Origin of the sequence: Psychrobacter sp. NPDC078409, from assembly GCF_050268505.1 — a bacterium.
Lineage (GTDB): Bacteria > Pseudomonadota > Gammaproteobacteria > Pseudomonadales > Moraxellaceae > Psychrobacter.
Genome location: NZ_JBNNGW010000002.1, coordinates 614,324 through 641,313, shown reverse-complemented (window position 1 = coordinate 641,313; position 26,990 = coordinate 614,324). Strand labels below are relative to the sequence as shown.

The following is a 26,990-nucleotide window of genomic DNA, read 5'->3' as shown; positions in this document are numbered from 1 at the left end:
AGTAATAATGAGGTGCTTAAATGAAACCAAAAATATGCTTTATTATGACGGACGCCGTTTCTTTTAATGTGTTGTATCGCAATCAGCTTGAATATATTAGAGACTCTTCAAACTTTGAGATTACATTAATCTGTGGCGGTAGTAGGGAACAGTTAGATATTTTACGAGCTCGTAATCTAGGAGAAGTGGTTGATTTAAATTTTCAGCGCAAGCCTTCTGTACTACAAGATACCAAGTCGTTAGTGCTATTGACTCGTTACCTGTTCATTAGGCGATTTGATATTGTGGTTTATTTAACACCAAAGGCTTTATTGTTAGGAAGCATAGCCAGCACACTCACTATGCAAAAGAGAAGAGTTGCCTTTAGTGTGGGACGAGCCTATGAGAACTTTTCAGGTTTAAAGAAGCGCGCTTTTCAGGGTCTTGATCAACTTAGCTTTGGTCTTTCTCATGAGGTTCTATTCGTTTCTGATTCTTTAGTAAATGTGTGCTTGTCAGAGAATCTCCTTAAAGAATATAAGGCGCGTGTCATCGATAATGGTTCATTTAACGGTATTGATATTGATGTACTCAGACCGGTAGAGCAAATGGAAAAACAAAAATTAAGACGACAGTATAGAGTGCCTGTAGACGCTTTTGTAATTTGTGTTGTCGGTAGAATTTGTGAAGATAAAGGCCTAAAAGACATTGGTGAGATATCTGAAAGCCTTAAATCAGAGAATATTCACTTTATATTCATCGGAGATTTCGAAGATGACATCGGCAAGGCGGTCGTGGATAGAATAGTGAAAGAAGGTAAGGGCGTATATATACCAGCCAATCCGAAAGTAGAAGAGGTAATTCAGTGTGCTGATTTGCATCTATTTTTAAGCTACCGAGAGGGTTTTGGGAATGTTGCTATCGAAGCGGCTAGTTGCGGTGTGCCAACGTTTGCCTATGATGTGGTTGGTGTAAAAGATAGTGTAAAACAAGATATCAGCGGTCAAAAGTTCCAGTTAAAAGACACTGTGATCGTGACAGAAGCCATCAAGCAAGCAATCACTGATATCAATTTTAAAGATAAGTATCCTAAAGCAAGAGCTTGGGCGATTCAGAACTTCGAACAAAAAGAACTATGGCAGAGTTATTTGGATTTTTATCTACACCATACAAATAAGGCCTAACGGATGATAAAACGACTATTTGACATTGTAGGTGCAACGACAGCATTAGTAGTGCTGTCTCCTGTCTATGCTGCAACTGCATACAAGGTGAGTAAAAATCTTGGCGCGCCTGTTCTATTTCGTCAGATTCGTCCAGGTCTGTATGGTAAGCCATTTGAGATGATAAAGTTTCGTTCCATGAAAGATGATATAGACGCAGATGGCAATCCTTTGGAAGATGGCGCGCGATTGACATCGTTTGGTAAAGCGTTGCGTAACACCAGCCTTGATGAGTTGCCTGAACTTTGGAATGTCATAAAAGGCGATATGAGTCTAGTGGGCCCGCGACCATTATTGATGGAGTATCTGCCCTTATATAATGATGAACAAGCGCGCCGACACGATGTCCGCCCAGGTATTACAGGGTATGCTCAAGTCAATGGTCGCAACGCTATTGGATGGAATGAGAGGTTTGCATTGGACACATGGTATGTGGACAATCAGTCGCTGTGGTTAGATATCAAGATTTTACTTAAAACAGTGAAAAAAGTTATTGTTAAAGATGGTATTAGTGCTGAGGGCGAAGCGACTATGAGTAAATTCATGGGCAATAGTATTAATGAAGAAATGCTTTAAAAAATACTCTGTGCTGATAGCAATACAGCTAATTGAAAAATTTAGGCATGAAACAAAGCATGATAGATAAAAAGATTAATAACATAGCGAGCAGTTTATTGTAGAGCGTGACATAACATTAGACATAAGTACCATAGAGGAACATATGCTAAATACTCCTTTTTCACCTTGGCCAAAATTCACGCAACATGAGGCTGATGCTGTCAGTCGAGTACTACTATCTAACAAAGTCAATTATTGGACAGGCGAAGAATGTCGTCAGTTTGAGCGAGAGTTTGCTGACTGGGTAGGTAGTAAGTACGCAATAGCGTTGGGTAATGGCACCTTGGCATTGGATGTCGCGTTACAAGCACTCGATATAGGTACAGATGATGAGGTCATTGTCACACCGCGTACCTTTATTGCCAGTATTTCATCAATCGTCAATGCAGGTGCGACGCCCATATTTGCAGATGTCGATGAAGCAACTGGCAATATCACCGCTGAGAGCATCACAGCTGTACTGAGTGATAAAACCAAAGGTATCGTGTGCGTCCATCTGGCTGGCTGGCCATGTGATATGGACAGCATTATGGCACTGGCAAATGAGCATGACTTATATGTTATTGAAGACTGCGCGCAAGCTCATGGCGCACGATATAAAGGGCGAAGCGTGGGCAGTATTGGTCATGTTGGGGCATGGAGTTTTTGCCAAGATAAAATTATGACCACAGGAGGTGAGGGCGGTATGGTCACCACCGATAGCGAGCTACTATGGCGAAAAATGTGGGCGTATAAGGATCATGGTAAGAGCTATGCGGCAGTCTATGAAACGGAGCAATCACCTGGCTACAACTGGCTCCATGAGAGCTTTGGCACCAATTGGCGTATGACTGAGATGCAAGGCGTTTTAGGGCGTATTCAACTGGAGAAAATGAGTGAGTGGACAGCCAAACGGACTACTAATGCGCAAGCCATACTAAAGGCATGTAGCAAATGGGAGTCCAAAGGCTACCTTTGTGTGCCGAGACTAGAGCATTTAGCGGAGTTCTCAAATACGAACCACGCCTACTATAAATTATATGTCTATGTGCAACAAGAAAACCTAGCTAATGGCTGGACACGTGATCGCATTATTGAAGCGATTAATCATCAAGATGTGCCTTGCTTTTCTGGATCTGCGTCAGAAGTCTATTTAGAAAAGGCTTTTGATAATACAGGGTTGCGTCCAAGGATTAGATTACCAATGGCAAAGCAGCTAGGTGAGAGTAGTCTCATGTTTCTAGTGCATCCTACGCTGACGGCGGCTGAAATTAAACTGACAATACAGGCGATCGATAGCGTATTTGGTTCGATGGTTAAATAAAACGATACTGTCTAAGTGATTATTCTTATGAAATCACCTTATAGTTGACGCTATTTTTATTGAAAGTACAAGATACATTTGCCTATATATAAGCAATACTGTTTAATTGACTTATTATAAAAATTTATCAGTGCGCAGGCTTTATCTTACGCTAGGATTTTGTAGCGTACACAGGTACAATATTACTCTTAGTCAAAGATTGACGAAGCAAAGGACAGGCATGCAAAGTATTTGCGCGCGCTGTCTTTATTTTTTTATATCGTACCCTCTATTGGAGTTACTATGTCTACTGCCCAAGAATCCGCCACCGTTTTGGACGGCAAAGCACTTGCCAAACAAATAGAACAGGATCTGCGCACGCGCGTAGATACGATCAAGGAAAAGACTGGCCGCACCCCAAGCTTAGCGACGATATTGGTTGGTGACGATCCAGCCTCTGCCACTTATGTTCGTATGAAAGGCAACGCTTGTAAGCGTGTTGGCATGGACTCTATACGCGTTGAGATGCCAAGTGCCACGACCACTGAGCAGCTCATGGCAAAGATAGATGAGTTAAATAGTAATCCAGATGTACATGGTATTTTGCTACAGCATCCGGTTCCTGAGCATATTGATGAGCGAGCTTGCTTTGAGCAGATTGATTTAGCAAAAGACGTCGATGGTGTGACCTGTCTTGGTTTTGGTCGTATGGCGATGCAGCAGTCAGCTTATGGCTCATGCACACCGCAGGGCATTATGCATTTGTTAGAGCATCATAATATCGAGCTATCAGGTAAAGAAGCAGTAGTCGTAGGGCGTAGTGCTATCCTAGGTAAGCCAATGGCGATGATGCTATTGAATGCTAACTGTACGGTGACAATCTGCCATTCAAGAACTCAAGATTTGGCGGCGCATATTAAGCGTGCAGATATTGTGGTTGGTGCAGTAGGTGTACCTGAGCTGATTAAAGCGGAGTGGATCAAAGCAGGAGCGGTTGTCGTTGATGCAGGCTTCCATCCTACAGATGATGGCGGTGTTGGTGATATCGAAATGACAGGTATGGAAAACATTGCCAGCGCTTATACGCCAGTACCAGGCGGCGTTGGACCGATGACTATCAACACGCTTATTCGCCAAACGGTCGATGCTGCTGAAAAGTCAGCAGGTTTGAATAACGGCTAAAAAAATAGTCATACGAATACTGATTGCCGATATATAAGGGGCCTGAGGTAACATAGACTCAGGCTAAATCAACCACATTTCAGTTGATAGGACCTAAACATGGCTAAAAAAAATGTAGGTGTCCATGAGCGACTACAAAGTATTGGTAGAGAGTTTGTCGATGTCTGTCATTACGTTATTTTATTTCTAATCAGTGTGGTTGTCGTTTGGACTGCAGGTAAAGAGTTTATTTATATTGTCCAGAAGGGTTCAGCGGATCTAAAAGACATATTGATGTTATTTATTTACCTTGAGCTACTGGCTATGATAGGTATCTACTTTAAAACCCACCGACTGCCAGTACAGTTTTTGATATTTATTGCCATAACAGCATTGTCACGACATTTGGTAGTTGATGTGCAGGCTGTTTCAGACTATTTCCATTTATGGCTACTAGCGACAATTTCCGTGGCCATCATGCTACTGAGCGGCTCTATTGTAATCCTGACTTGGACGGCCAAAACATTTGGTCGCCCAGAAGACAATCTTGATAAGCAGCATGCAAACCTAACAGTTAAGGCGCTATTGCCTGATAATGCTCAAGCGCCCGATAGCCATACTAAGCATCGCCGTGAATAATTAGATAGCAATATAAAAAGATAGCAATACAAAAAAGAGCGACCAGTGGTTGCTCTTTTTTTACGGATGGCATTTGGCATTACAACCATTTCAATCTTTTGAAATTGTAGTACAGATAGCTACATAAGGCGATAATAATGGCCATAATGACAAGGTAAGAGTATTTCCAATGTAGCTCAGGCATAAAGTCAAAGTTCATGCCATAGATGCCAGCGATAGCTGTTGGTACTGCTAGAATACCTGCCCATGCCGCGAGCTTACGCACCACTTCATTCTGACCCATATTGACCATCGCCATATAGGTATTCATCACCACGCTCAGCATTTCATTGAGACCATTAATAGCATCTAGTGAGTGCAACAGGTGATCGTTAACATCGCGGAAATACGGCTTAGCGGCTTGAGAGAAACCAGAGACAATCTCACTTTTTTTATGATTGATAAAAAAGCTACAGATGTCCTGCACAGGTAAGATAATGGCGCGCATATGTACCAGTTGCGATTTAAGCTCATAGAGGTTTTTTAGCGTGCCTTTATCAAACTCAGAGGTAAACACATAGCGCTCTTGCTCGCGCAAGTAACGGCCTAATCGATCGGTAATCGGCATATAGTTATCAACGATAAAATCGAGGATAGCATGTAGTACAAAGATAGGGCCCATACGTAGCTTTTCGGGGCGACGATGGCAGTGCTCACGTACTGGCGCATAAGAGTTTGACGGGCCATTGCGAATCGTAATGAGGTAGTTTTTACCCATAAATATCGCAGTAGTACCATAACGAATGACATTGTCTTCGAGCTTGGCTGTACGTAGCACCACAAAGACCATATCATTATCGTAGTTTTCGACCTTGGCCCGTTGATGATCAGCAAAAGCATCTTCAATCGCTAGCTCATGCAGGTCAAAGGCTTCTTTTACTTTGACCATGGTTTCTAAGCTTGGATCATATAGCCCAAGCCAAATAAATTGACCGTTGTTCCCTAGTGTACGACTCACATCGTTGAGCGCCACTCTATTAAGATTCTCACCTGTTTTACGTGAATAAGCGTAGCAATTGACTACTTCGCCTGCACTTGATGAATCAATATCTTCATAGCGTTCAGAGTCAGGATCGTAGACCGTCATGGTCTCAATAGTATCTTCAGTAGTGGCGTCCACATCCCCATAAATATAGCTATCATCATCGTCCAAATAGAGATGCTTGTCATTCATATTGGCATAGATATGATTCATATTGGAATCAGGCGCAATATGAGCCGTTTTTTTAATCAATTGATTATTATCATTTTCCATATACTTTCCTGTCATATAATAAAAAACTTCAATAATCCAAATATGCTGTGAACGTGGCTACGGTTTTATCGTGTGCCAATACTATTTATAGGGCATAGATTTCTATAGGGCATAGCTTTTTAGCGTATCGATATCTACCAATGCCAGTAGGCTCTCGTGACATGCTTCTAACTTTATTTGCGGTGCAATATCGAAGTCCAATGCTTCAACCCAACGTAGCGCGCAGATGCACCAGTAGTCACCAGGTTTGAGACCAGGAAAGTTGTATTCAGGTAGTGGGGTAATCAGGTCGTTACCGCGACTGGCAGAGAAGTTTAAAAACTCGCTGGTCATTTTGGCGCAGACGGTATGTTGACCAACATCATGGTTGCCAGTATGGCAAAAACCATTGCGATAATAGCCAGTAATTGGATCGAAACAACAGCTGGCAAGTGCGGTGCCTAAGACATTGGTTTGGTTGATGGCAGGGTTTGGGTGGTAATCAGATGACATAAGGCTTCCGAGATAAAAATATGTGTTAGTGTATCATGAGTCTGTGTTGATGACGTTGCCGTAATTACGCTCATTATCTTATGGTTAACAAAAAAGAAACCTCTCGGCTATTAACCCAATATTAAGCCAAATACATCAACGATGACTGTTATATCTGCTAAGCTAATAAGCAGAAATTGAACTGTAATTAGATAGTGATTGTGGCTAATTGTCACTAGGCGAACCTTGAGTGCTATGCTAAACTAAAGCATAAAGTGCCTTGATTATTTGTCGCAATTTTTTAGCGCATAAAGATACTCGTCTTATCATTCTAAATTATACTTATTATTCACCCTTTTGCGGTTACCTGGTTTGTTTATAAATAATTGGGTCAATGATGTTGCGCGTTAAAAATAAATACACACAGCGGCAATACCCGGCAAATCACCCTTTAAGTACCGCATCAGTACCGCGTTTTTGGTAAGCGATACGCCAAACAAGGATTTATTGTGTCTGTTAGTTCTGATTCTGCAAAACCTGCCCAGCCAAATTCTACCAACGAAACAGTGTCTCAGCCTGCTGAAAATAATGCTGCACCCAATCGCATGCCATATTTGAGTAACTTTGGCAGTGATGTTGCCAATAGTTGGCTATTGCCTGATGGGGTGGTTGATGTCCTGTTTGAAGATGCGCACAAGCAAGAAGTGCTTAGACATCAGTTAATCGAGCAGCTTATTACTCATGGTTATCAGCTGGTTTGTCCACCGATGATCGAGTTTACTGAGTCTTTACTAAGTGATGCGTCAGAAGATCTGAAACGTCAAACCTTTAAGATTATCGATCAGTTGACTGGTCGCCTAATGGGCGTACGCGCTGACATTACCCCGCAGATTTTGCGTATCGATGCGCATCATGGCGGTACGGGTATTGCGCGTTATTGCTACGTTGGTGATGTGATCCATACCTTGCCATCAGGTCTGTTTGGCTCACGTACGCCGCTACAGTTAGGTGCTGAGATATTTGGCTGTGCGTCGCTAGCGGCAGATATTGAGCTAATAGACGTGCTATTTACGATGGTAAACAAACTCAATATGAGTGCAGCGCTCCATATCGATTTGGGTCACGTGGCGATATTCAAACGTTTGGCTGAATTGGCTGAATTGTCAGACAGTGATACTGAGCAATTGATGTACTTATATGCCAATAAAAACCTACCAGAGCTTAAGCGTGTTTGCCGCGCTTTGCCAATGGGTGATGATTTTTATGTGTTGGCACGCTTTGGTCACGATATCGCAAACCTATTAGCCAAATTATCAGATGCAGCACAGCAAGACAGCCAAATCGCGACGGCGATCGATGAGCTACAGCGTTTGAAAAACTATCTACAAGACCAATGGCAGTGCCCAGTCAGTATTGATGTGACTGAGCTATCAGGTTACCACTATCACACTGGCATCGTCTTCAATGGTTATATCAATAGTGAAACGCAGCCACTCGTACGTGGTGGTCGTTTTGATGGTATGCAAAGTCAGACGCAAGCGTTACGTGCGGCTACGGGGTTTAGTATGGATGTCAGCCGATTGCTGGCTCATACACAGTTAGATGCGCCAACCGTTGTCTTGGTTGATTTTGCCGCTTTGTCTAATGCAAATACAGATGAGATGCAGACGCTACTGCAGCAAGTAGAGAGTCTACGTCAGCAAGGCTATCGCGTCACTATGCCATTAGATGCACAGGATAGTCCAGATGATGTGACGCATCGTTTGAGCATGGCTGATGACAGTCAATGGCAGCTACAGACTGTTTAACTGTCTGATAGTAGGCGATTGAATGGCGCACGCGGCGCACGTAACCAAAATTATTCAGTACAGATTACGAGAACGTAAAATTATTTGTTAGATATCTCAGTGTTTCTATTTCATGAATCACTGAGATAAAAAGATATAGCTAAGAAAATCATTTTAATTTTTCAGCTTTTATTGCACACACCTCAATACATAAAGGTAAGGATTGATCATGGGTAAGAATGTTGTAGTTTTGGGTAGCCAATGGGGCGACGAAGGTAAGGGTAAAATCGTTGATTTACTTACCGAAAAAGCCTCAGCAGTAGCCCGCTTCCAAGGCGGTCATAATGCTGGTCACACGTTGGTTGTCGATGGCAAAACCACTGTCTTGCATTTGATTCCATCAGGTATCTTGCGTGAAGGCGTCACTTGCTTTATCGGTAATGGCGTGGTGTTAGCACCTGACGCACTACTAAAAGAGATGAAAGAGCTAGAAGACAACAACGTACCAGTACGTGAGCGTCTACGTATCTCTCCTAATTGCCCACTTATCATGCCTTATCACGTGGCACTTGATCAAGCTCGTGAAGCCAAGCGCGGCTCTGGTAAAATCGGTACAACAGGTCGCGGTATCGGCCCTGCATACGAAGATAAAGTAGCGCGCCGTGCGATTAAACTTGCTGATTTGTTCCGTGAAGATCTAGAAGAAAAACTACGTAACCTAATCGAATATCACAACTTCCAACTGACTGAGTACTATAAAGTTGAAGCGATTGATTTTGATGAGACACTTAAGCTTTGTAAAGAGTGGAAAGAAGAGATTAAAGGTATGGTTACTGATGTAACTGAAGACCTAAATCAATTACGTCTAGCTGGCAAAAACCTAATGTTTGAAGGTGCTCAAGGTACGCTACTTGATATCGACCATGGTACTTATCCGTTTGTAACTAGCTCAAGTGTAACTGCTGGCGGTGTATCAACGGGTACAGGTATCGGTCCATTGTATTTAGACTATGTACTTGGTATCACCAAAGCATACACTACGCGCGTTGGTAGTGGCCCATTCCCAACTGAATTGTTTGACGATGTTGGTGCTCACTTAGCCAAAGTCGGTCATGAATTTGGTGCGACGACTGGCCGTGCACGTCGCTGTGGTTGGTTCGATGCAGAAGCATTACGCCGTGCAGTAGTACTTAACTCTATGTCAGGTATCTGCTTGACCAAGCTTGACGTACTAGATGGTCTTGAAGAGTTGCTAATCGGTGTAGGTTATAACCTACCTGAGACTGAGTGTGCAGGCGCACATGATGCTGAATTCTATGAGTCAGTTACGCCTAAATATGAAACGATGCAAGGCTGGAGTGAGTCTACCGTTGGTATCACTAACTATGATGAGCTTCCAGAAAACGCTAAAAAATACATCAAGCGTATTGAAGCATTGATCGGTTGCCCAGTTGATATTATCTCGACTGGTCCTGATCGTGAAGAAACGATCGTATTGCGTGATCCGTACGACGCTTAATTTGTACTACAAACTTGATTAAATAGTTTTGAGTATTAATAAAAAACCCCGATGCTGAGCGTTGGGGTTTTTGCTTTTGTTAGAACTTATAGCATTATCAACGACTAATGCACAATAAATTTACTTTTATGCAAGGTATGGTCATAAATTAACCCTATCATTTATGGTCTTAATCATTATAATAGGCAGCAATCCGATGTTGGCGCTTATGGTTATACACTGATATACCATGAGTTGTGTAAAACAGTCCAAGTCAACATTGTGGCTAAAGCTAAAACAACGCATTAATTTTTCATATTTTATTGAATTTATCATTTATTAGGAGCTTCTCATGGCTAACGAACGTACTTTATCTATCATCAAACCTGACGCAGTTGCTGGCAACCACATCGGCGCTATCTATAGCCGTTTCGAACAAGCTGGTCTAAAAATTGTTGCAGCTAAAATGCTACAACTTGATGATGAAAAAGCAGGCGGTTTTTATGCTGAGCACGCTGAGCGTCCATTTTACAACGACCTAAAATCTTTCATGATGTCAGGTCCAGTATTGGTATCAGTACTAGAAGGCGAAAACGCTATCGCTCAGCATCGTGAAATCATGGGTGCAACTAACCCAAAAGAAGCTGCTGAAGGCACTATCCGTGCTGACTTCGCTAGCAGCATCGACGAAAACGCAGTACATGGTTCAGATTCAGCTGAATCAGCAGCACGTGAAATCAGCTACTTCTTCAGCGATGATGAAGTTTGTGCACGTACACGCTAATATAGTAAATAAACTATAAGCTTTTACGGCGTTCGATTTGTTTGAGGTAACTGCTATAATAAGACAGCTACGATTTAGACTGATCTTACCTGTATGAGTTTTATACTTGATTGACTATAGACGAATTATTTACAACATTGATTGTTTATAGTTGGTTTGCGAGACGGCTTATATCTTATGGGTATAGGCCGTTTTAGCTATTATAATAATCCTATAGTCAAAGAATTACTAAACTGCTAGGGCATTACCCTCCTTAGATGTACTACTTGTACAATCTGCAGTTGGCTGCCTTGTATCCGCTTTAGAGTTCTGTGATTATATTATTCATTGAAATTCTTAATGACTTGCCTCATTATTAATTTTACTTAGCGTTATCAATCCCTTATCAGTATGTTTTTGTCAATTCGAAAAACTGCGCTCATAGCGGATTGCTCATGCACCCATGTATGTATGGCAAAGCCCATATAAATAATTGCACCGCTTATCTAAGCTTCTGCAAAAAGGTTACCTATTATGTCAACTGTTCAAACACCTACTCAGCACGTACCTGCTAAGATTACTGATAGCATTAAGCTGGTAGATGAGGCACATGCCAAAACCAATCTATTGGGTATGACGCAAGCGCAACTGGCTAATTACTTTAAGAGTATTGGCGAAAAGCCGTTCCGCTCAACTCAGGTGATTAAGTGGATTTATCAGCATGGCGTAACAGATTTTGAGCAAATGACCAATTTGAGTAAGTCATTACGAGATAAATTGTCGCTTAATGCTTGTGTGGTACCGCCCAAAGTGATTCATCGTCAATACAGTGATGATGGTACGCGTAAGTGGGTGTTTGAAGTCACCGGCGGCTCGTTGGTTGAGACGGTGCTTATCCCTGCAGATGATAGCAAGTTAAATGGCCGCAAGACATTATGCGTGTCTTCTCAAGTAGGCTGTGCATTGGACTGTAGCTTCTGTAGTACAGGCAAGCAAGGGTTTGAGCGTGACTTAAGTGCGGCTGAAATTATCGGTCAGTTATGGGTCGCTAATGCGTCATATATGACAGATGAAAATGAAAGCTTAGAAAACGTTGATCATAGCCTATGGGAAAATAACGTCACCAACGTGGTGATGATGGGCATGGGTGAGCCGCTATTGAACTACAAGCCTGTAGTAGGCTCAATGGAGTTGATGCTAAGCGACCATGCTTATGGACTGTCAAAGCGTCGCGTCACGTTATCGACTTCTGGTGTCGTCCCGAAAATGTATCAGTTAGCGCAAGACATCGACGTGGCATTGGCCATTTCCCTGCATGCGCCAAATGATGAGCTGCGTAATGAGTTAGTACCAATTAACAAGAAATATCCATTAGAAGAGCTGATTGCAGCGGCAAAAAACTATGTTTATGATGTCAATCCACGTCATAAGAAACACGTTACAATCGAGTATGTGATGCTTGATGGCGTCAATGATAGCAATGAGCATGCCCATCAGTTGGTTGCGCTATTAGAAGGGTTACCAAGTAAGATTAACCTTATTCCGTTCAACCCATTCCCACATGCACCGTATGATAAATCAAGCAACAACCGTATTCATGCGTTTAGTAATATATTGAGCGAAGCAGGTTTTGTTTGTACGATTCGTCAAACACGTGGTGATGACATCGATGCTGCTTGTGGCCAATTGGTTGGACAAGTGGCCGATCGTACTAGACGCTCAGCCGCATGGCAGCAAAGTATCAAAGATCGTGAAAGTGTTTAGTAGTCTTTGAGAGAATAAGCGTTATATATGACTGGTATAGCGTTTTAGCTGTCTTTTGTCTGTCGCAATGGTAAGAAAATGTAGCAATGACTGTCAAGATTGCAGAACGTGGCAATTAATAACAACTAAATTGTACTTATAGGGATTAAATCTATTAAACTGAGGTCTCGAAGATCGAACGCATTGAATCCCAGTTTTATGATGGCGGCTATGATGACTTCTAAAAATTCTTGTCAGTTCAAATATCAAAAATCATTTTCTAAATTTTATCAGCAGTCGAGTATCAGTGCTGCCCAAACCGCTTTGCCAAAGCGTGCAGTGCTATCGGCAGTATTTGGCGTTCTTGTATTAAGTGGCTGTCAGACCACCCCGACTAATGATTTGCTAGGCAACTCTCCTTATCAAACATCTACGCGCGCTAGCAACGATCGAAATTTAGATCAGCAGGAAATCGCCCGTGTACGTACCTCACTTGCCGCGCAATACATCCGAAAAAATGAGCTAGATACCGCGCAGCAGCAGCTTGAAAAAGCCTTTGCTGCCGATAGCCGTTATGCGCCAGCCTATGATATGATGGGCGTTTTGTTGCAGCAAGAAGGCAGCCGTATCAATCTAGCCAAAGCTGATGAGTACTTCAAAAAAGCAATCGCGCTAGATAAAGACTTTGTACAAGCACACAATAATTATGGCGTGTATTTGTCACAGACAAAGCGCTACCGTGAAGCAGCAGAACAGTTTGAGATTGCAGGGGCGACGCTAGGCTATGAAGGCCGTATTGGCGCGCTAGAAAACCTAGGTCGTACTTATCTACAGTTAGGTGATAATAGTGCTGCTTCAAAAGCATTTTTACGGGCACTTGATGGCAATCGTAATAGCATCATTGCTCATATCGAACTGGTAGATTTGCTGCTCGACCAACAGCGTGTACCGCAGGCACAGAGACTGTATGATGAGACGCTGATATTGGTGCAAGGGCAGGGTGTTAGCCCGCGCTTGCTCTTACAAGGTATCAAGCTTGCAGCAGCACAAAATAATATAACAACGCGCCAGCAATTGGCACAGCAGCTTTTATCCGCTTATCCGCTAAGTGATGAAGCAAAACAACTTAAGACTTGGCTTAACAATCCAGAGGCACCATGGAAATGATCACCCCATCATCTAACACTCAATCTAACGCTCAGGGATCATTTGGTGCCGTGTTGCAGCAAGCCCGTAAAAATAAGCAAGTAACTTTAGACGCAGCCGCGGCTGAGCTGTTTATTCTAAAGCGTCATCTAGAAGCGCTAGAAAGCGAAAACTTCGCTGAGCTACCACAGGCTGCGTTTGCTCGTGGTTTTGCGATTAACTATGCCAAATATCTGGGCTTAGATTCAGCAAAAATCGCTAGTAGCTTCGATGCCGCTTATCCCAATGAGCTAAAGGCCAAATCAGCCAGCAATATCGATACGCCACTGCGCCCAATGGGGACTTTGCAGCGTGATACTCACAACCGCATCCGCTTTAACCCGCTATTGATCATAGGCGTTATCGGATTGATTATCTTGGCGGTGTTCCTATTCCGTATGGTGAGTAACGCTAGCAAAGAGAACACCCAAGAGCCTGTATCAGCTGTTGAAGACATGTCAGCGATAGAGCAAGCCCAAGGTGCCGCCATCAATAGTGACGCGAGTGGCGTTGGTGCTTCTGGCTCTGCATTGAATCTAGGTGATGCTGCAGCAACGGCTAACCTAAACCTTGTATTGACAAGCGACGCTGTGGTTAGTATCACGGATGCTTCTGGAAACAGTCTGATAAATGGTTCTCAGTCTGCGGGTAACTATGACTTATCAGGTATGCCACCGTTTAATGTGCAAATTGATAATATCGATAATGTTAGCTTGATGCTCAATCAACAACCAGTTGCGTTAGATACGTATGCAACAGATAAGCAAGCTACTTTTGAATTGACACCATAGTCAGTTGCATAAGCACCAAATTTGAATAAAGCACTCATATGTTTGGATGAAGCAGCCATGTGTTTGAATAAAGCGAATATGTGTTTGTCGATTTAGCTGGTTTATATTATATGTACAAAGGCCTAGGGCTTTTCTATTTTTGATTCAAGGATTTATGTATGTCAATGCCATCGCCTATTAATCGTCGTCTGACCAAAAAAATCTATGTCGGTGATGTCGCGGTTGGTGGTGATGCACCAATTAGCGTACAGAGCATGACCAACACTGACACCTGTGATGTAGCAGCGACTGTTGCCCAAATCGAGCGTTGTGTCGAAGCAGGTGCTGATTTGATGCGCGTATCAACGCCAACAATGGATACTGTCAAAGCTTTTGGTGAAATTCGTAAACTGGTAAGCGTGCCTTTGATCGCTGATGTGCATTTTGATCATAAAATCGCTTTGGCAGTCGCTGAAGCGGGCGCTGATTGTTTACGTATCAACCCTGGTAACATTGGTAGCGATGCCAAAGTACGTGAAGTGGTCGCTTGTGCCAAGTACCATAATATTCCGATTCGTATTGGCGTCAACGCTGGCTCTTTAGAAAAAGACATACAGCGTAAGTATACTGAGCCAACTGGCGAGGCAATGCTAGAGTCGGCAATGCGCCATATTGATATTTTAGAGCGTCTTAATTTTGACCAATATAAAGTATCTGTCAAAGCCAGCAACGTGTTTTTGACATTGGATGCTTATCGTTTAATATCAGCGCAAATTGATAATCCATTACATTTGGGCGTGACGGAAGCGGGTGTCTACCGTACGGGCGCTGTTAAATCTGCTATTGCGCTAGGTGGATTATTGCTAGACGGTATTGGCGATACTATTCGTATCTCGTTAGCCGCTGAGCCTGAAGAAGAGATTAAGATTGGTTTTGATATTCTAAAATCGCTTAATATTCGCTCGAACGGCGTAAACTTTATCGCTTGCCCAAGTTGCTCGCGTCAAGAGTTTGACGTGATTAAAGTAATGACAGCGTTAGAGTTGCGCCTAGAAGATATTCGTGAACCAATGAATCTATCTGTGATCGGCTGCAAGGTAAACGGTCCAGGAGAAGCAAAAGAGGCCGATATCGGTATCGTTGGTGCTGCCCCTAGATCATTGGTCTATCGTATGGGTGAAAAAAGCCACCTTATCGATACAGGCAATTTGGTTGATGAAATAGAAGGTATGGTTCGCGCCCATGCAGAAGACTTGGCGAAAAAGCGTGAGAATGAAATCATTCGCGTAAAATAAGTCATACATTAGATTGATACGTTAAGCTATATCGTCATAGCATCAATTAGATACAACGCTTATTTAAGTACATAGAAAACAATAATAGAATACCTGTTAAATATTTAAGGATACGACCGTACCATGATCAAAGCTATCAAAGGTTTTAATGATATTTTGCCTGACCAATCAGCAAAGTGGTTGCATTTAGAAGCGATATTGGCTGATGTACTTGGTAGGTACGGTTACGAGCATATTCGCTTGCCAATCGTTGAACAAACGGATCTGTTTGCCCGTGCTATTGGCGGCGCGACTGACATCGTCGAAAAAGAAATGTACAGCTTTACTGATAAATCTGAGCCGCCAACGCCGTTAGCGCTACGTCCTGAAGGCACAGCTGGAGCAGTACGCGCAGTTATCGAGCACAACTTGCTACGTGGGGACACGCCTAAGCTTTGGTATATCGGTCCGATGTTCCGCTACGAGCGTCCGCAAAAAGGCCGCTATCGCCAGTTTCATCAGTTAGGTGTCGAGAGCTTTGGTAGTGCATTACCAGATGCTGATGCTGAGCTGATTGCCATGACTCATCTGATGTGGAAAGAGCTAGGCCTCAACAATGAGATGCGTTTGCAACTAAACAGTTTGGGTGAGCTGGATGAGCGCTATGCTTATCGCGAAGCATTGGTTACCTATTTAACTGATAAAAAAGACCAGCTAGACGAAGACAGCAAACGTCGTCTAACGACTAATCCTTTACGTATCTTGGATAGTAAAGAGGCGAGCACGCAAGCAGTATTGGCAGATGCGCCAAAGCTTGCTGACTTCTTGGGTGAAGAGAGTGTGGCACATTTTGAGCAGGTCAAAGCCTATTTGACTGCGCTTAGTATTGATTTTGAAATCAATCCGCACTTAGTACGTGGCCTTGATTATTACAATAAAACGGTATTTGAATGGGTAACGGACAAGCTTGGAAGCCAAGCCACCGTTTGTGCGGGTGGTCGTTATGACGGGCTAGTAGGGCAATTAAAATCAATCGGTACAGATGGTAGTAAACCAGTAAAATCTGAGCCTGGTGTTGGTTTTGCAATGGGGCTTGAGCGTCTATTATTACTGATAGAAGCGGTAGCGCCGATTGCTGACATACCTGCTTGTGATGTATTCGTTGTGGCCCATCCTGAGGTATATAGTGCTGGTATAAGCTATGCACAGAACTTACGTCACAGTCGTCCAGATGTACGAGTAAAGATGGCCAGTGCCACGAGTCTAAAAGCGCAAATGAAGAAGGCAGACAAGTCAGGCGCGGCATTGACAGTCATCATCGCCCAGCAAGAGCTGGATGATCATACGATTAGTATTAAAGACATGCAGACAGGTGAGCAAAAGACGGTCGCCCAAGATTGGCTATCAAATAAAGATAACTTTTCTCGTCGCTAATCGACTTTGACTAATCAGATTTGTTTGTCGCACCAGCAATTTAATGTAAATTTTATCAGGTAAATATATATGGCTCTGACACCTAATTCGCCAAATGCAGATAACTCCATGCAAGCGTTAAAGCAATATGGTAGTTATATCGTCACTGCGATTTTGTTAGCACTGGCCGCCTATTTCGGTTGGACGTACTGGCAAAACAACCATGCGCGAGTAGATACCGTCGCCGCCGATCAATATGCTGATATTCAGCAGCTAAACGAAGAGGTCAAACTGGCCTCGCAAAACCCAGATTTAGAGGCAGAGGCTCAAGAAGCACTTACTCAAAGTCGTAGCCAACTAGACAAAGATATTGATACTTTGGTCGGCACGCATGGTGAGTCGGTTTATGCATGGCAAGCGCTAATGATAAAGGCACGTCAGCAAGTAGATAATGATGACTTTGCAGCAGCGACTGAGACATTCAAAAAAGCATTGGCCATCGATTTGGGTGATGCTGGTCTAGAAGCGATTACTCGTTTACGCTATGCAAAAACATTATTGGCCGCAGGTGATACAGATGCTGCACTATCAGAAGCAAACAATGATATGCCAAGCTCGTTTGAAGCAAGTCAGCAGGAGCTACTAGGGGATATTTACTTAGCGCAAGACAATAAAGATTCAGCGATTAAATCTTATAGCAATGCGTGGGAGCTATTACGTAGCCGTCAAGAAACGCGTGCAGTATTGGCATTAAAGATGGAAAGCTTAGGTATCACGGCTGAGCCGATTGTTGAGCAAACCAGTCTTATTCAAGAGCCATCTGCTCCTGAGCCATCGCTAGTGATGGATACCTCGAATGAAGTCGCTGTCGAAGCAGGGCAGTAAGTCAGTAGGATAGTATTGAGAGTTGGTAATCAGCCAAAGCTCTTTTTTAATATAACCTAATGATTACTAATTTGCCGTTGGCCAATTTACCAATTAATAATAATTTATCTGTAATGAGAACATACAATGACTCAATCTATTCGCTCTAGCAAAATGTTAAACACCAAGATTATCAAAAAGACAGTCATGCATGTGGCCGTACTGGCAGTAATGAGCACGGCAGTGATTGGATGTAATCGCGGTATTAAGCCTGTCGTTAATGATCCGGTAAAATTGGTACAAATCGCTCAGCCGATTAGCGTACTACAGCCCGTATTTAGTACCGATGTTGGCAACAAAAAAGCCAGCAAAAAAGATCCGCTAGATTTGCAAGTTGGCTATGCCAATGGTCAAATCGTTACTGCATCACGCGGTGGTGAACTGTCAGGGTTCAATAGTGCAGGCGAGCGTGTATGGTCAATCAATGTTGACGATCAAATCACCGGCGGTGTTGCAGTAGATGCATTGAGCCAGACAGCTATCGTTAGTACTCGTGGTGGTAAGGTTATGGCGTTCGATAGCACGACTGGTGCAAAGCGTTGGCAGCAGCAGTTATCAGGTTCGGTTTTGACACCAGCACTGATTACCAATAACCGTGTGGTATTATCAGCGAATGATGGTTTCTTACACGGTCTGTCGCTGCAAACGGGACAGTCAGTATGGCAGTTCGCAACTCAAGTACCTGCTATCAGCGTTCGCGGTAGCGCTGCGCCAACTTTATTAGACAATGAGACGGCACTTTTGGCGACAGCTGATGGTCGTTTGCACGCAATTACTGTCGATAACGGTCTTCCGCTATGGTCAAGACGTGTTGGCGTAGGCGCTGGTAGTAGTGAAGTTGAGCGTATGAGCGATGTCGATGGCAAACCTATCGTAGATAAAAATCAGTTATTTGCGATCAGCTATAGTGGTCAGCTATTAGGTATTGATTTGGCCTCGCGTCAGGTGATGTTCGTCAATGAAATTGCGAGTCTCAAATCATTGGCGGTAAATACTCAGCAAGTCATCGCGACCAGTCTAGATGGCAAAGTAGTTGCTTATGATCGCAACAGTGGCGAGACACTTTGGGAAAGTGACGAATTGGCTTATCGTGATCTTACCAATCCTGTGATGATTGGAAACTATATCGCTATTGGTGATTTCGATGGCGTAGTGCATTTGTTTAACCCTGCTACGGGTAGCATCGTTAGTCGTGTAGAGACAAAAGGTGCATTGACCAACTTGCAAGTCCAAGGTAGCCGTTTAATGACTCAAAGTACGTCAGGACAAGTTGCTATCTGGCAGTTAGTACGCTAATAACTATATAGTTAGGTGCTTATCGGTGATTAATGAAGTGTAATATTCTACTATAGCCCTTAAGCTTATTCTTGATTGTCATTTATGAAACACAAACGCTGCTTAGTCAGCGTTTAGTGCCTTGTGTAAATTGCTTGTTTAAACACAGGCTTTCGCGTACTCTATGCGACCGATGTGCTATCCATATATACTACTTATTTATGTATAATGAAGCCATCCTATATACTATTTTTAATCGTAAAATAGCCATCTATTATTTTTGCTATTGTTCTATCATTCATTTTAATTCACGGTCAATTGCAGCATATCTATTACTATTGTTATGTCACTGGTTATAAGAATAACTGTACTGCCCGTCATTGTGTCTTTCACTGAGAGTAACCCATGAGTATCAAGCCTGTGGTCGCCTTAATTGGTCGTCCAAACGTCGGTAAATCCACCTTATTTAATCAGTTCACAAAAAGTCGGCAGGCATTGGTCGCTGACCTTTCAGGATTGACTCGTGACCGTCAGTACGGTGATGCAACTTATGAAGACAAATCCTTTATCGTTGTAGATACGGGTGGTATCGGTGAAGCTGATGACGGTAGCGGTAATATTGATGACTATATGTCTGAGCAGTCGCATACAGCAATCCATGAAGCAGATATCATCGTATTCGTTGTTGACGCTCGTGCCGGTATGATTGGCGCTGATGCTGAAATTGGTAAATTTTTGCATACGTTAGGCAAGCCTGTCTATGTTGTTGCCAATAAAGTCGACGGCGTACATGATGCAGCACCTGCTGAGTTTTATGCACTAGGCTTGGGTGAGCCGTATCCGATGGCAGCCAGTCATGGTCGCGGTGTGGGTAACTTACTTGAAGTGCTAACGGCTGATATGCCTGAGCAAGAAAACATAGTAGAGCCAAGAGGCTTGAAGCTTGCCATTATCGGTCGTCCAAACGTTGGTAAATCGACGCTCGTAAACCGCCTGCTTGGCGAAGATCGAGTAGTGGTATTCGATATGCCAGGCACGACGCGTGATAGTATTTATATTCCTTATCAGCGTGAAGGTCGCGACTATGTTTTGATCGACACTGCTGGTGTACGTCGCCGTGGTAAAATCGATGAAAAAGTAGAAAAATTCTCCGTCATCAAGACCTTGCAAGCGATTGAAGATTCTAACGTAACTGTGATTGTCATTGATGCTCACGAAGGTATCGTGGATCAAGATTTACATATGATTGGCTATGCGCTTGACGCTGGACGAGCGTTAGTCGTTGCGATCAACAAGTGGGATGGTCTAACGCAAGATCAAAGAGACTATATCAAGCTTGAAATGGATCGCCGTTTTAGCTTTATTCCTTATGTAAAAATACATTTGATTTCAGCATTGCATGGTACAGGCGTCGGTAATTTATATCCGTCTATTTTACGTGCGTACAAATCTTCGATGTTTGAAGTATCGACCAACCGTTTGACTCAGATTTTGCAAGATGCGGTAACGGCCAATCCGCCACCGACCGTTGCTGGTCGTCGTATCAAGTTACGTTATGCGCATATTGGTGGCCACAATCCACCCGTTATTGTTATTCATGGTAACCAAACCAGTTCGCTTCCTAAGAGCTATCAACGTTATCTAGAGAACCAATTCCGTCAAGTGTTTAAGCTAGAAGGCACACCGCTTAACGTTATCTTGAAGCAAAACGATAACCCATATGCGAATAAGAGCGACACGCCGACTAAAGCTAAAGCTCAGCAATTGCGTCAGCGTGAGCGTAATCGATCACAGAAATTTACTACCAAAGATAAAAAGCCTCGTTAATCCTCATATTTTAGGCATTATATCTTTAGCTTTATGATTAATGTCATCGCGTTCGATAGCGCGATGACATTTTTCTATTAATACGCTATAGTTTGGGCTTATAAATAGCTATCTTAGTTTCAAAAAATACTCAAATGTTTTACTTATCACATCTTTAAAATACCTGTACTATAAATGAAAGCTGCACGCGACTCAGTAGAGTGATATGAACAACCGTTCGTCTCAAACCATCCCCGTACTTATCTGGCGTTCTGTCATACAAGCTGTCGTATTGGCAGTGCTGGCAGGTTTTTTATTGCCTTTTCTTTATGGTTTAGTGCATCACTATCAAGAAAAAGAACAGCATATTCAGCAATTGGCATCGCTACTAACGACTAGCGCATCGACTGCAGATGGGGCAGATGTTGTGGCTGAACAAGTCAATATCTTATTAGAAAATGAACCGACTATTCAAAGTATTGTTTTCTATTCCACCTCTGAGCCAATTGAAGATATAGACCAGTCGCTTGCTGATTGGAAAAATGCTTTATTTGCGCATACGGTCAGTTTCAACTATCCAGTGATTAGTAAAGACCTTGATGCCAGTAGTATCGCGTCCAATAAGTCCGATTCCAATCAACAGTTAGCACTGACTTTATCAAATATTATGAGCGAATCGTCAGCGCCAGATGAGACGACTGAAAATAGCACATTGATTGGTTATATCAATATTACGATGGACGTAGAGTTGCTACGTTTACATTGGTTCCAAAATATCCTATGGTTATGGCTAACAACAGTGGTACTGATTGTTATGTTTGCCTTATACATTTTTAGAAAGCTTAATTGGCCAGTCAAAGATATCGAAGCATTGACCGATGTTTGTGACATTGTCATAGACAACGCAAATCTAGAGCAACTGCCAGTCATTCCGCAGCAATTTAATTTCCAAGAACTGACCCAAATCAAAAAAGCACTAATTGTGTTATTCAACCGTTTACAAGAAGCGAGGCAAGGTTATGAAACCCTTGCGGCCTTTGAACAGCAATTGCACAATAAAGATGTATCACTTGATGTGCAATTGCATAATTTTCAAAGCATGATTTCTCATGAATTAAAAACGTCGTTGAATGCAATTGTAGGTGGTTTACAACTATTAGATCATGAGGCGCTCAACAGAGAGCAAAAAGACGCGGTAGAGATTATCAGTAGTGGTAGTGATAAATTGGTATTGTCGTTAGATCATATTATACAGTTGAACCAGATTCAAAAAGGCCAGATAAGAATTCATAAAAATGAGTTTAACCCATTACAGTTAATCGCAGATCTGCTTGCCAAGTTTGAAAATACGGCTACGCAAAAAGGGCTAGAGTTAATCAGTAATATCCATCATATAGACTATAGCCTGTACGGTGATTCAGAAAAAATACATCAGATACTATCGATACTGCTTAACAATGCGATTAAGTTTACGCCTGTCGGAAAAATTACGATTACGTCGCAACTGACACATTTTAATAAAAGTAATCGTTGGCAGATTAGCGTGAAAGATACAGGTATTGGTATCGATAATGAGCACCTAGACGATATATTTAATCCATTCTTTCAGGTAGATTCGTCGCAAACTCGCCAGTATGAAGGCTCAGGGGTTGGCTTACCGATCGTTAGACAAATGGCACAGCTTATGGGTGCTACTATAGATGTGGATAGTGTACTTGGCGTAGGTACACAGTTTACGCTGACCATAGCGATGCCCAATCAACAGCAATCAAAACAGCAGCGCTTATTGTCTGGCCTAACGATTATTTATTATTACTATCATGAGACAGGCTCCTTGTTAGAGGAACTGGAATACCTAGGGGCTACGATTATTTGTCGTCAAGGTAACCAACTCGTCATAGAGGAGATGCGTAAGCAGAAAGTTGACATAGTGATGTTTGCTGAAGATGTTTTCCCAGAAAAAGCCGCGATGCTAGCCAAACGTATCCGTCAATATGAAAGCGATGAGGGTAGTAAGAGCGAGCATCGTGCGTTATTGGTATATTGGTATCCGCAGCATCGGGCGCGCTATGTAGGCAGTTTTGAGTATGGTTTAAAAGCAGCTGGTGTCGATTATTGCCATATTGCTACTTATAAGGACAAAGCGTTAAGCGACCTATTAAAACAATGGTTGGTTTAGACGTAGTACAGTTCTACTAGATCTATGCTCCTAGTTGGGTTTATTTTACTAGGTAGCATTTCTCATATTTTCGACTTTTCAGTATCAAAGCACTTTAGACCTAAAGTAGGTATAAAAAAAAGACGCCCATTTTGAGGCGTCTTTTTTTAAACAGTTTTTAGCTAGAATTGCTTTTTAAAGGTTTCTCTTAGAGAAGATTCTTTACCCAGCGTACGATATGTTCCCAAGTACGGCTCATAAAGCCTGACTGTTCGATATCATTGGTTGCGATAATTGGAACTGAGGCTACCGCTTTACCATCGATGACAGCCATCATTTTACCAACTTCCTGACCTTTTTTGATTGGTGCTTCTAAGCTCTCAGGGATATCAACCACTGTGGTGATTTTATTTTTCTGGGTTTTACTGGTTAGAATTTGCAAGTTGTCGCCAGTTGCCAGTTCTACCTCGTCAGCTTCTCCAAACCATACTGGAAGCTTACTAACGAACTGTCCAGCAGGCGCCTTGGTAACCGTTGTAAAGTGACCGAAACCCCAGTTAAGTAGTTCGCGTGACTGATCGGCGCGAGCCTGTTGGCTCTTGGTACCCATAATGACAGAGATTAGACGCATGCCTTCACGGTTACTTGACGCAACCAAGCAGTAGCCTGCCGCATCAGTGTGGCCTGTTTTTAAGCCATCAACAGTTGGGTCAGTAATCAGCAGAGCATTACGGTTACCTTGGGTAATACCGTTATAAGTAAACTCTTTTTCTGCGTAGATACTATAGTAGTCGCCGCTGTTTTTGATAATAGCGCGAGCAAGTTTAGACAAATCCAAAGCAGATGCTAAATGACCTTCATCAGGCATACCGGTAGCATTGACAAAGTTAGAGTTCTCCATGCCAATTTTTTGCGCTTGTTCGTTCATCAAGATCGCAAACGAGGCTTCGCTACCAGCAATATGTTCAGCCATGGCTTTTGATGCATCATTACCTGATTGAATGATAATACCGCGTAGCATATCGATGACGCTGGCAGTTTTGTTCACAGGCACATACATACAAGATTGGCTGCTGCTACCACGGCACCATGCGTTTGGACTCATCAATACCTGTTCATCTTCTTTCAGGTCGCCTGATGCTAAGCGTTGCTCAATGATATAACTGGTCATCATCTTAGTCAGAGATGCTGGCGGCAGCGCCTCATTGGCGTTCTTTTGAGCCAAAATTTCGCCAGTGTTATAGTCCATCAACACATAGGCAGTATTGTCCATTTCAGGTGGTTGAATGGCTGCGTTTGCCACTACTGCACTCATCGAGATACTTACACCAACTACCAGCTGTACCAGCTGATTTTTTACACGCTTTACTGTCATATATCATTACACCGCATCATGGAACCAAATGTATCTATCGCTTATGTTTTGTACCTATTTCCATACATTATTTTAAGCAGCATGTCTTAAATGCAGTGTTTAAAATAATGTATCGACGAAAATAGTAACGCCTACACAATAGACATAAAATTAACGCCTTATCTTAGCAAAATGACTACCGATGGGGAATCGATAAATGCAAAAATAAGGCAAGTTTAAAAAGAAAAATGAAGGCCTATCATATATTTGTTCTGACTATCATCTGACCAGTCTCTGTAATAAAGATTTAACGCTCACAAAAAAGCCTGCTGCACTGCTTGTGAATAACAAGTAAAGTGACAGCAAGCTTTGATGCTACAGATATCTAAACAATCAGTTGATAATATTTGCTTAACCGATGTTATAAAGAGTACATAGCTTTTATTTTATTATCGTTAATACCAATATTATTAATAAGCTAAGCAGATGACGCTAGTCGTTAAATCAAACTAACGAATCTTCTAGTAATCCGCGTTTGCCAAATCTTCACATAGTGCTTTGTTTTCTTGCTTTGAGAATCCCATCGTCCAACTACGAATACCTTGTAGTATCTGGCGATAGTCTTGCTGTGTAGATAGGTATTGAATAGCCGCTTTTGGATCTTCTAGAGAAGGCATTAGCTCATGCAGCTGTACAGTGTACGACTTATAGAACCGCTGTTTTTGCTTACCATTTAGCATTGGTGGGCATATCTCTGATAGTACCTGCATCACCGCAATTTCGTGCTTAGTAATGTTAATGCCAGACATATCTAGCGGAATGGTAGTGCCAGAGTTATTCGCAGCATTAGAAGCTTGAGACAGCATAGCAACAGACGTTATCAGTCCTGCAATCCCAACTTTTGAGGCAGTATTTGCTATCACAGAAGCTATAGATAATATCGATTGTTTATTCATTCAGTATTACACTCGCTCGTCTTTATTTAATGGTCATATGTTAATCGGTAAAAAAACAAAAGTCACATAAAATATTGATTTATGTGTAGATATCTTGTGAGCCAAGACCATTTTTTAGCAACATATCAGTAGCATACCTTAATGACGTTACTTCAGTATCAGTACATCGGTTTGTATTGTTGTGGGGTGTTGCGTATTGTAACGCGATGCTTAATCTACTGGTTGTCATCCGCTCTATACAAATATTTGTCACGCTATTTTTCTCATATAACCATTAATATGAGATGAGAGCGTTACTTTGCTAACGACAGGGTTCGTGTCTTTATATTATTCAGTTATAATCGCCCATGCTATCAAAACGATACTTTTTCGTTAGACTGAGGCGTCATGTCGTTGGAGAATTAGAGTATCATGTTTTCATTTTAAATATGGGCATCGTTCTTTGAGGGCCATTTTGAACAGATATAGCACGATAGTAGTATCACCAAATAGAGATGTAGAAAAATCGGCAATAAAATATTAACTATATACTGAGCAGAAATGAGATTTTTAATTAGTAATGATGACGGTGTGTATGCGCCAGGATTATTGGCACTATCTCAGGCGTTATCGACCATTGGAGAAGTGGTGGTCGTCGCCCCGAACGATGAACAAAGCGGCTATGCCAGTGCGTTAAGTGTTTCAAGACCACTGCATACGCATCAGCTGCCTTCTGGATTTATAGCGGTAAACGGCTCACCAGCTGACTGTGTTTATTTGGCAATCCATGAGTTGTATCGTGATAGTGACTTTGACTGCGTGATTACAGGTATCAACTCAGGGGCCAACCTTGGACAGGATGTGATGTTCTCTGGTACTTTCGGTGCTGCATTGACTGCACAACTATCTGGTATCCCTGCTATAGCAACGTCTTTGGTAGGCGGGGGTGTCAAAAACGGCGGGCAAGAATCAGCCAGTGATTATCAAGTGGCCGCACATGAAATCGTCAAACTGCTTACTGAAACTTCGGTTTTAGAGATGCTTAAAAGTTTGCCCTATCATGTATTAAACGTTAATATTCCTGATGTGCGGCATGCCGATGATATCAAGGGTCGAAAAATAACCTCGCTAGGCCATAAGCAAGCTGCTCAGCCAGTACGCCATATGATAGACCCACGCGGCCGAGATGCATATTGGTTGTCTCTACGAAAAGGTAAAAATGAGCGATCATCAGAGACGTCAATCGATGCGGTACAAGCGAATCAGGATATGATGACAGATTATCAGGCCGTAGCGGCAGGGTATGTCAGTTTGTCACCAGTACGCCTACATCATACGCCAACGGCAGCGCTAGATAGATTATCAACACTCGCGCTATAAATTCTATAAGATATAATCCATACCGGCTTATTAAACACTAACGTGTTATGAGAATATC

General features: G+C 42.5%; 22 protein-coding genes. 18 read left to right on the top strand and 4 right to left on the bottom strand.

Translation table 11 applies throughout. From position 1 onward, the window contains the following. Window positions 1–20 precede the first annotated feature (20 nt). From ACQKC9_RS05680 to ACQKC9_RS05660, 5 genes are all read left to right on the top strand, one after another. Window positions 21–1,163, top strand: coding sequence for a glycosyltransferase (locus tag ACQKC9_RS05680; protein ID WP_427620859.1), 1,143 nt, complete (start codon window positions 21–23; stop codon window positions 1,161–1,163). A gap of 3 nt (window positions 1,164–1,166) precedes the next feature. Beyond that, window positions 1,167–1,778, top strand: a complete 612-nt coding sequence (locus ACQKC9_RS05675) for a sugar transferase (RefSeq protein ID WP_427620858.1) — start codon at window positions 1,167–1,169, stop codon at window positions 1,776–1,778. A gap of 145 nt (window positions 1,779–1,923) precedes the next feature. Continuing rightward, a complete protein-coding gene (locus ACQKC9_RS05670) occupies window positions 1,924–3,123 on the top strand; it encodes a DegT/DnrJ/EryC1/StrS family aminotransferase (protein ID WP_427620857.1) in 1,200 nt (399 codons plus the stop codon). 282 nt (window positions 3,124–3,405) lie between these two features. Continuing rightward, window positions 3,406–4,284 (top strand): bifunctional methylenetetrahydrofolate dehydrogenase/methenyltetrahydrofolate cyclohydrolase FolD, encoded by an 879-nt coding sequence (folD, locus tag ACQKC9_RS05665; RefSeq protein WP_427620855.1) that lies wholly within the window; start codon window positions 3,406–3,408, stop codon window positions 4,282–4,284. A gap of 99 nt (window positions 4,285–4,383) precedes the next feature. Next, window positions 4,384–4,902 carry a phosphate-starvation-inducible protein PsiE gene (locus ACQKC9_RS05660; RefSeq protein ID WP_057759021.1) on the top strand — a complete coding sequence of 173 codons (519 nt, stop codon included), beginning with the start codon at window positions 4,384–4,386 and terminating at the stop codon, window positions 4,900–4,902. 79 nt (window positions 4,903–4,981) lie between these two features. Here ACQKC9_RS05660 and corA read toward each other — a convergent pair whose 3' ends face one another. Both corA and ACQKC9_RS05650 read right to left on the bottom strand, forming a co-directional pair. Continuing rightward, a complete protein-coding gene (gene corA / locus ACQKC9_RS05655; RefSeq protein ID WP_371546973.1) occupies window positions 4,982–6,136 on the bottom strand; it encodes a magnesium/cobalt transporter CorA in 1,155 nt (384 codons plus the stop codon). Between the two features lie 162 nt (window positions 6,137–6,298). Then, on the bottom strand, window positions 6,299–6,688 hold the full coding sequence (locus ACQKC9_RS05650) for a DUF2237 family protein (RefSeq protein ID WP_057759025.1): 390 nt from the start codon (window positions 6,686–6,688) through the stop codon (window positions 6,299–6,301). Window positions 6,689–7,176: 488 nt separating this feature from the next. Between ACQKC9_RS05650 and ACQKC9_RS05645 the strand changes: the two genes are divergently transcribed. The 12 genes from ACQKC9_RS05645 to ACQKC9_RS05590 all read left to right on the top strand — a co-directional run bounded on the left by ACQKC9_RS05645 (window position 7,177) and on the right by ACQKC9_RS05590 (window position 23,284). Further along, window positions 7,177–8,475 carry an ATP phosphoribosyltransferase regulatory subunit gene (locus tag ACQKC9_RS05645; RefSeq protein WP_427620853.1) on the top strand — a complete coding sequence of 433 codons (1,299 nt, stop codon included), beginning with the start codon at window positions 7,177–7,179 and terminating at the stop codon, window positions 8,473–8,475. Window positions 8,476–8,683: 208 nt separating this feature from the next. Further along, window positions 8,684–9,973 (top strand): adenylosuccinate synthase, encoded by a 1,290-nt coding sequence (locus ACQKC9_RS05640; protein ID WP_057759029.1) that lies wholly within the window; start codon window positions 8,684–8,686, stop codon window positions 9,971–9,973. 331 nt (window positions 9,974–10,304) lie between these two features. Further along, window positions 10,305–10,736, top strand: a complete 432-nt coding sequence (gene ndk, locus ACQKC9_RS05635; RefSeq protein WP_057759031.1) for a nucleoside-diphosphate kinase — start codon at window positions 10,305–10,307, stop codon at window positions 10,734–10,736. Between the two features lie 513 nt (window positions 10,737–11,249). Beyond that, a complete protein-coding gene (gene rlmN / locus ACQKC9_RS05630; protein ID WP_427620851.1) occupies window positions 11,250–12,479 on the top strand; it encodes a 23S rRNA (adenine(2503)-C(2))-methyltransferase RlmN in 1,230 nt (409 codons plus the stop codon). A gap of 210 nt (window positions 12,480–12,689) precedes the next feature. After that, entirely contained in the window at window positions 12,690–13,625 is a 936-nt protein-coding gene (gene pilW, locus ACQKC9_RS05625; RefSeq protein ID WP_427620850.1) for a type IV pilus biogenesis/stability protein PilW, read from the top strand. Then, complete coding sequence (locus ACQKC9_RS05620; protein ID WP_102092029.1) at window positions 13,622–14,434, top strand: helix-turn-helix domain-containing protein; 813 nt, start codon at window positions 13,622–13,624, stop codon at window positions 14,432–14,434. Before pilW ends, ACQKC9_RS05620 begins: the two co-directional genes overlap by 4 nt. A gap of 158 nt (window positions 14,435–14,592) precedes the next feature. After that, a complete protein-coding gene (gene ispG, locus ACQKC9_RS05615; RefSeq protein ID WP_427620848.1) occupies window positions 14,593–15,708 on the top strand; it encodes a flavodoxin-dependent (E)-4-hydroxy-3-methylbut-2-enyl-diphosphate synthase in 1,116 nt (371 codons plus the stop codon). A 123-nt stretch (window positions 15,709–15,831) separates the two neighbouring features. Further along, window positions 15,832–17,121 (top strand): histidine--tRNA ligase, encoded by a 1,290-nt coding sequence (gene hisS, locus ACQKC9_RS05610; RefSeq protein WP_427620847.1) that lies wholly within the window; start codon window positions 15,832–15,834, stop codon window positions 17,119–17,121. A 69-nt stretch (window positions 17,122–17,190) separates the two neighbouring features. Further along, a complete protein-coding gene (locus tag ACQKC9_RS05605; RefSeq protein WP_427620845.1) occupies window positions 17,191–17,985 on the top strand; it encodes a YfgM family protein in 795 nt (264 codons plus the stop codon). 126 nt (window positions 17,986–18,111) lie between these two features. Then, entirely contained in the window at window positions 18,112–19,320 is a 1,209-nt protein-coding gene (gene bamB, locus ACQKC9_RS05600) for an outer membrane protein assembly factor BamB (protein WP_427620843.1), read from the top strand. A 384-nt stretch (window positions 19,321–19,704) separates the two neighbouring features. Further along, window positions 19,705–21,126, top strand: coding sequence for a ribosome biogenesis GTPase Der (gene der, locus ACQKC9_RS05595; RefSeq protein ID WP_201572747.1), 1,422 nt, complete (start codon window positions 19,705–19,707; stop codon window positions 21,124–21,126). Between the two features lie 205 nt (window positions 21,127–21,331). Further along, on the top strand, window positions 21,332–23,284 hold the full coding sequence (locus ACQKC9_RS05590; protein ID WP_427620842.1) for a sensor histidine kinase: 1,953 nt from the start codon (window positions 21,332–21,334) through the stop codon (window positions 23,282–23,284). Between the two features lie 187 nt (window positions 23,285–23,471). Here ACQKC9_RS05590 and ACQKC9_RS05585 read toward each other — a convergent pair whose 3' ends face one another. Together ACQKC9_RS05585 and ACQKC9_RS05580 are read right to left on the bottom strand one after the other, a co-directional pair. Further along, window positions 23,472–24,638, bottom strand: coding sequence for a D-alanyl-D-alanine carboxypeptidase family protein (locus ACQKC9_RS05585; protein ID WP_201579371.1), 1,167 nt, complete (start codon window positions 24,636–24,638; stop codon window positions 23,472–23,474). 500 nt (window positions 24,639–25,138) lie between these two features. Continuing rightward, the gene (locus ACQKC9_RS05580; RefSeq protein WP_057759051.1) at window positions 25,139–25,573 is read right to left on the bottom strand and encodes an MCR_0457 family protein; all 435 of its coding nucleotides are present in this window, start codon (window positions 25,571–25,573) and stop codon (window positions 25,139–25,141) included. Between the two features lie 540 nt (window positions 25,574–26,113). Between ACQKC9_RS05580 and surE the strand changes: the two genes are divergently transcribed. Continuing rightward, entirely contained in the window at window positions 26,114–26,932 is an 819-nt protein-coding gene (gene surE / locus ACQKC9_RS05575; protein WP_427620841.1) for a 5'/3'-nucleotidase SurE, read from the top strand. Window positions 26,933–26,990 lie beyond the last annotated feature (58 nt).

What these genes read in the sequence shown, in the direction of transcription:
- ACQKC9_RS05680 (WP_427620859.1), top strand. Translation starts at nt 21, where the DNA reads ATGAAACCAAAAATATGCTTTATTATGACGGACGCCGTTTCTTTTAAT.
- ACQKC9_RS05675 (WP_427620858.1), top strand. Translation starts at nt 1,167, where the DNA reads ATGATAAAACGACTATTTGACATTGTAGGTGCAACGACAGCATTAGTA.
- ACQKC9_RS05670 (WP_427620857.1), top strand. Translation starts at nt 1,924, where the DNA reads ATGCTAAATACTCCTTTTTCACCTTGGCCAAAATTCACGCAACATGAG.
- folD (WP_427620855.1), top strand. Translation starts at nt 3,406, where the DNA reads ATGTCTACTGCCCAAGAATCCGCCACCGTTTTGGACGGCAAAGCACTT.
- ACQKC9_RS05660 (WP_057759021.1), top strand. Translation starts at nt 4,384, where the DNA reads ATGGCTAAAAAAAATGTAGGTGTCCATGAGCGACTACAAAGTATTGGT.
- corA (WP_371546973.1), bottom strand. Translation starts at nt 6,136, where the DNA reads ATGAATCATATCTATGCCAATATGAATGACAAGCATCTCTATTTGGAC.
- ACQKC9_RS05650 (WP_057759025.1), bottom strand. Translation starts at nt 6,688, where the DNA reads ATGTCATCTGATTACCACCCAAACCCTGCCATCAACCAAACCAATGTC.
- ACQKC9_RS05640 (WP_057759029.1), top strand. Translation starts at nt 8,684, where the DNA reads ATGGGTAAGAATGTTGTAGTTTTGGGTAGCCAATGGGGCGACGAAGGT.
- ndk (WP_057759031.1), top strand. Translation starts at nt 10,305, where the DNA reads ATGGCTAACGAACGTACTTTATCTATCATCAAACCTGACGCAGTTGCT.
- rlmN (WP_427620851.1), top strand. Translation starts at nt 11,250, where the DNA reads ATGTCAACTGTTCAAACACCTACTCAGCACGTACCTGCTAAGATTACT.
- pilW (WP_427620850.1), top strand. Translation starts at nt 12,690, where the DNA reads ATGATGACTTCTAAAAATTCTTGTCAGTTCAAATATCAAAAATCATTT.
- ACQKC9_RS05620 (WP_102092029.1), top strand. Translation starts at nt 13,622, where the DNA reads ATGATCACCCCATCATCTAACACTCAATCTAACGCTCAGGGATCATTT.
- ispG (WP_427620848.1), top strand. Translation starts at nt 14,593, where the DNA reads ATGTCAATGCCATCGCCTATTAATCGTCGTCTGACCAAAAAAATCTAT.
- hisS (WP_427620847.1), top strand. Translation starts at nt 15,832, where the DNA reads ATGATCAAAGCTATCAAAGGTTTTAATGATATTTTGCCTGACCAATCA.
- ACQKC9_RS05605 (WP_427620845.1), top strand. Translation starts at nt 17,191, where the DNA reads ATGGCTCTGACACCTAATTCGCCAAATGCAGATAACTCCATGCAAGCG.
- bamB (WP_427620843.1), top strand. Translation starts at nt 18,112, where the DNA reads ATGACTCAATCTATTCGCTCTAGCAAAATGTTAAACACCAAGATTATC.
- der (WP_201572747.1), top strand. Translation starts at nt 19,705, where the DNA reads ATGAGTATCAAGCCTGTGGTCGCCTTAATTGGTCGTCCAAACGTCGGT.
- ACQKC9_RS05590 (WP_427620842.1), top strand. Translation starts at nt 21,332, where the DNA reads ATGAACAACCGTTCGTCTCAAACCATCCCCGTACTTATCTGGCGTTCT.
- ACQKC9_RS05585 (WP_201579371.1), bottom strand. Translation starts at nt 24,638, where the DNA reads ATGACAGTAAAGCGTGTAAAAAATCAGCTGGTACAGCTGGTAGTTGGT.
- ACQKC9_RS05580 (WP_057759051.1), bottom strand. Translation starts at nt 25,573, where the DNA reads ATGAATAAACAATCGATATTATCTATAGCTTCTGTGATAGCAAATACT.
- surE (WP_427620841.1), top strand. Translation starts at nt 26,114, where the DNA reads ATGAGATTTTTAATTAGTAATGATGACGGTGTGTATGCGCCAGGATTA.